General features: G+C 54.0%; 5 protein-coding genes and 1 pseudogene. 4 read left to right on the forward strand and 2 right to left on the reverse strand.

Annotated elements, in window-relative coordinates; genetic code table 11:
- The coding region (gene mobC, locus BHD06_RS22450; protein WP_176214479.1) for a plasmid mobilization relaxosome protein MobC at window positions 1-266 on the forward strand (266 nt) is incomplete at its 5' end.
- A gap of 140 nt (window positions 267-406) precedes the next feature.
- Here mobC and BHD06_RS22455 read toward each other — a convergent pair.
- Entirely contained in the window at window positions 407-811 is a 405-nt protein-coding gene (locus BHD06_RS22455; protein WP_080459166.1) for a helix-turn-helix domain-containing protein, read from the reverse strand.
- 110 nt (window positions 812-921) lie between these two features.
- Window positions 922-1,926 carry a replication initiator protein A gene (locus tag BHD06_RS22460; protein WP_080459167.1) on the reverse strand — a complete coding sequence of 335 codons (1,005 nt, stop codon included), beginning with the start codon at window positions 1,924-1,926 and terminating at the stop codon, window positions 922-924.
- A gap of 650 nt (window positions 1,927-2,576) precedes the next feature.
- On the opposite strand from BHD06_RS22460, the gene BHD06_RS23435 reads away from it, so the two are divergent.
- The 3 genes and pseudogenes from BHD06_RS23435 to BHD06_RS24880 form a co-directional block, all read left to right on the forward strand.
- On the forward strand, window positions 2,577-2,969 hold the full coding sequence (locus tag BHD06_RS23435; RefSeq protein WP_176214480.1) for a hypothetical protein: 393 nt from the start codon (window positions 2,577-2,579) through the stop codon (window positions 2,967-2,969).
- The gene (locus BHD06_RS23440) at window positions 2,966-3,316 is read left to right on the forward strand and encodes a hypothetical protein (RefSeq protein WP_139784864.1); all 351 of its coding nucleotides are present in this window, start codon (window positions 2,966-2,968) and stop codon (window positions 3,314-3,316) included. The genes BHD06_RS23435 and BHD06_RS23440 overlap by 4 nt, the downstream gene beginning before the upstream one ends.
- A 193-nt stretch (window positions 3,317-3,509) precedes the next feature.
- A pseudogene (locus BHD06_RS24880) lies at window positions 3,510-3,718 on the forward strand (hypothetical protein); the annotation flags it as partial.

Below are 3,718 nucleotides of genomic sequence, written 5' to 3' on the forward strand. Positions count from 1 at the left end.
TGATAGGCAAGGCCGAGCAGGCAGGCTTGTCCGTGTCGGAGTATCTGCGTCGTGCAGCTTTGGGCCTGACCATCAAGGCCCCTGCCATCCAATCGGGCCTGCCCTTCGAGACACGGAACGAGCTACAGCGCATCGGCGTGAACCTGAACCAGATGGCGAAAGTCATGAACAGCGGCGGTCAGGTTCCGCCCGCATCATTGGACGAGTTGATGCACAAGCTCGATGTGCTCTTCGACCACATCTTCACCGAGATGGGCTACCTGTAGAGCGCACTTTTGGGTTTCTATCGAAACCCGTGCGCTTGACCCCACAGGAGGCCCGTGGAGGCCTCAGAGACCTATTCCATGCCAAGGGGTGTCAAAAAGGCCTAATCGCGCTGTACGGGCCTTAAAATCGGTTTGTGTGCTTAGCCAAACAGTCGCGCCAGGAACCCTGTCCTGGTCGTAGGCGCCGCCGGTCGTTCCTGCGTGATGGCCAGGGTCTGGGCTTGCTTGCGCCATTCATCACGGTCGGCCCGTAAATCCTCATTGCGGGCCTGCTCCGCCTCGACCATCTGTTCAAGCATCGCAACTTTGGCGTTTAAGGCCTCAATCTCGTGGTGGTTTTTGGGGTTCGCCTCGGTGTTCGGGTTTCGGTGCTTCGTCCGTTCGGAGGTGTTCAGGGGGAACACTCTGTCCATTTCAGACGGGTCTATCTGCCACCGTCCGCGCGCATCCTTGGCCGCGCTTAAACGACCTGAATTTAGAGCTTCTGACAGGGTGGACTTAGAAATTTTATAGTGCTTCGCTGCTGCGTTCAGGGACAGTTTCATGCGGTTTTGCCTGTATGTTCGGGTTTCGGTACTTCGTTCGTTCGAGAACCGCTATTCCGAACAGTGTGCCATATTCGTAGCGTTGCGCAAATCGTGACCTTTGAGCCGCTCTATCGGAGGGGTTTCTGTTTCTGGCAGTAGGCCACAAAGGCCGCTCCTGCGTTCTCTGGTGGGTTCCCGCGCCCTGTTTCGGCCCGTGCAAAATCCAGCCACTTGGTTTGTAGGGCGTAGTAGTCCCAGCCCTTGTCACGGGCGATAGAACGGGCCTTTTCTTCGGCCCATTCGGGTATCCTGATATCGTCCCTCAGCTCGACCTTGGCCGACCTTGGCCGAACGATAACGAGGTCGTTTGCGTCCAGCTCGAAGCGATAGAACGGCGTGTGGTCTTCTTCGATAATCTGGCGAAGATTTAGCCTAAACCGCTTGAGCGGAGCGTTACTACCCGTCTTAGCTTGCAGCTTTTCGAGGCCGATGTGCCATCGTTTCTGGCTCCCGCAATGCTTGCGGGCGATTTCATACAAGCGGCGCTCCAGTGGGCGGCGCAGGCGGAAATAGTCGGGCGATATGCTGACCACTTCGGAGGCTTCGATCGCTCGCATCAGCCAGTCCGATAGCACCACCTCGCAATAATCGAGGCGCGAGAAATCGTCTTTCATGACGAATCCACCCTCGTCCACGAGACTGAAAAAGCGTGTTTCAACCTTTCCACCAGTTCCAACAGTTGTTTTAAACTGCGTCCCCTGTAAGCGGCTAAATGCAGCTTCTAGCCTTTGATATGAGTTGCCACCTGTTTTGCGATTTGTAGCAATCAAAAGTTCTCTGGCTGAAAACCGCACGCGCTTTCCAATTGGCTTGCCTTGGTTCTTGAGGTGTATGAGATGGCTGATACAGAAAATCAGAATATCTTTGTCAAAGATGGTCGGCAAACCTTGGTAGGAAGGCCGTATTTCAAGAGCGTTGTTCCCGCCTTGATAGTGAAGAACACGCATGTCGGGCTTGGTGGCCAAGCTGAATATCGGGTGCTCCATCGAGGCCGTGTCATCCTTCGGAACCACGTCCGCGATGTCGAGAACGAAGAAATCTTTCTGGGGATGTCGAACAGGAAACAGGGCCATGCCTGACCATAGAATAGATTCGTACTATCAGGAACCAAAAAGTTCGTACTATCAGGAACCGTCCACAGGTTCCCAATAGGCCAACCCAGATTCGTACTATCAGGAACCAAAAATCGTCTGTTTGGATTCGTACCTTTCGGAACCCAGATTCGTACCTTTCGGAACCCAGATTCGTACCTTTCGGAACCGTGTGGATAACTTTACCGCATATTACCAATGGTTTGCGGTCGATTTTCGGGCTGGTAACATACTCCGTAGGTAACGAAGTTAACACTAGGGCTGCGCCTCTTAGGCTTGCCTATGTGGAATCCGCCTAACGGCGGATGCTCTGGACGCGATAACCGCCCTACGGGCGGCACGTCCTGTTTTCGCTCAAGCTCACCAAAGGGAAGATGCACCCGTGCCTAGACCCATCGGGCGGCAGTCGCTGAGGTGATGCCTGACCCACCCCAGAACCCCCATCAAGGGCAAGCAGGCTTCGCCTGTGCTTTGCACCCTTGACGGAGAACCATGGGGCGTGTCCGAGACGGCATCAGCGACAGCGGCTCCGAAGGGAAGGCACTCAGACCACATCCCCATGATATCTGAGGTTTCGCTATGCAATCGGTGCGAGTCTGTTAGGCTCAGAGATAAACCAACAGAAAGGGTAAATGCTTGTGAGAAAAAAATTTCTAATAGGGGCATTGCTGGTCGGTATGACCGCCGTCAGCGCATGCGTTGAGGCCACGTCTGTATCCAATCGACCTTCACAAAATCCAGAATTTTACGAAGAGTATATCGCTTACATGGCTTGTGTGGATGCAGCTGCATCTGCAAACCTAATAGATGGCAAAACATCATCTGTTGATAGCGCAATCCGTTCTGCTCATGCTAACGAATGCAGCGGTCCATTTAATACATACGTGGATCTCTTAGAGGGCCGAGCACTGCGCATTCAAAAAATGGAGGCTTTTGATCCTATTGTTCGCCAAACAGTGGCTGAAAACACAATCAAACAAGCAATCGAAGTATTCAAGCCCGTCTATAGGGAGGCATTGCAATGAAATTGAGCAAATACGCTCTTGTTCTCACAGGCGCGATGGCGGCGTTCAATGCTAGTGCTGTTTACGCTAGTCCCCGAGATGGCATTCGCGTCGCTGAAGCTCCCCGAGAGCAAAGCAAGCGCAGGCTTACTACAGGTGATGCAGGACTTGATTCAGGCATCAAGAAAACCGCGACGTCAGCAGCGCGTGTTGCTGTAGGCGTTGGTCGTTCAAGTCCCGTGGGTATTTTCTTTGGAACGCTGTTTTCATCGACGACTGTAGGAAATGGGGAACTGCCCGCGAACTTTAATCCTGCAACATCGGGCGCATTGCCACCAACGCCATCTCGCAAACCTTCCAATCCCTGAACTCCAAAACCCCACCATCCCGCGCCCCCACACAGCGCCGTAGGGATGGTGGGGTTTTTTGTGTCTGGAATCTTGTGGATAGGGTTCAAAGACCCGTTGGCAGATTGAGAGTAGCGAGATATGTTTTTGTGGTACAAAAACCTCGGTCAGGGGTCTAACGCCACCCCCGACACCCAGCTAGCAGGAGCCTGATATCGCCCGTCCAAAGACACCCGACCCGCTCAAAAAATCCGAGGCCGTGCGCGTTCGCCTGACGGTCGAGGAGCGCGTATCGGTGATAGGCAAGGCCGAGCAGGCAGGCTTGTCCGTGTCGGAGTATCTGCGTCGTGCAGCTTTGGGCCTGACCATCAAGGCCCCTGCCATCCAATCGGGCCTGCCCTTCGAGACACGGAACGAGCTACA

The organism is Roseovarius sp. A-2 (assembly GCF_002072155.1).
GTDB lineage: Bacteria > Pseudomonadota > Alphaproteobacteria > Rhodobacterales > Rhodobacteraceae > Roseovarius.

Bases quoted from the DNA above. Each gene is read 5' to 3' on its own strand.
- BHD06_RS22455 (WP_080459166.1), bottom strand. From the start codon at position 811: ATGAAACTGTCCCTGAACGCAGCAGCGAAGCACTATAAAATTTCTAAG.
- BHD06_RS22460 (WP_080459167.1), bottom strand. From the start codon at position 1,926: ATGGCCCTGTTTCCTGTTCGACATCCCCAGAAAGATTTCTTCGTTCTC.
- BHD06_RS23435 (WP_176214480.1), top strand. From the start codon at position 2,577: ATGCTTGTGAGAAAAAAATTTCTAATAGGGGCATTGCTGGTCGGTATG.
- BHD06_RS23440 (WP_139784864.1), top strand. From the start codon at position 2,966: ATGAAATTGAGCAAATACGCTCTTGTTCTCACAGGCGCGATGGCGGCG.